Below are 629 nucleotides of genomic sequence, written 5' to 3' on the forward strand. Positions count from 1 at the left end.
TTGAGGTTCAACGACGCCATATTTGACTAATCGTTAGCTTCTAACAGGCATACCTAGTCCTATGACTTTGTTTATAGCTTTGACATTCGCCATGATTTCTCCCACTTGAGCGTTGTAACATCTCAAGCTCAATTTACCGCTGGTTAGTCCTTTATATCGAGACATTGCGGTCTCAGATATTGAGCGATAGTGGTAACCAGACTCAGATTTCCACTCCGTTATTGTTCCGTTTTTAAGAGCCTCTACAGCTTCATTTCTGGGATGCCCATCTTCCCAAAGAGTCGCATTCTTTCGAGGTGGTATCAACGGAGTACAGCCCTTATTTTTCAGAGTCTCATGGCAACTTTTTGTGTCATATGCTCCATCAGCAGATACTGTATGGATCTTTCTACGTAAAGGGTTGAGTAATGTTGGCAGCACTTCGTTATCGCCAACACTTACAAGACTGACTTCTGCACTAATGGCCTCATGAGTTTCTACATCAACAGCTAAGTGCAGTTTACGCCAAGTTCTGCGTTTTTCGGCGCCGTGCTTTTTCACTTTCCATTCACCCTCGCCAAAAACTTTGAGACCAGTCGAGTCAATGGCTATATGGCGAATAGCTCCTTTGGATTTATTGCGATATTTGA

Annotated in this window: 1 protein-coding gene; it reads right to left on the reverse strand. The window is 43.2% G+C overall.

Going from position 1 to position 629, the window contains the following annotated elements:
• Nucleotides 1-33: 33 nt before the first annotated feature.
• The coding region (locus AB4323_RS07600) for an IS5 family transposase (RefSeq protein ID WP_372152097.1) at nt 34-629 on the reverse strand (596 nt) is incomplete at its 5' end.

Source organism: Vibrio sp. 10N.261.52.C11, assembly GCF_041471405.1.
In the GTDB taxonomy this organism is placed as follows: Bacteria; Pseudomonadota; Gammaproteobacteria; order Enterobacterales; family Vibrionaceae; genus Vibrio; species Vibrio crassostreae_C.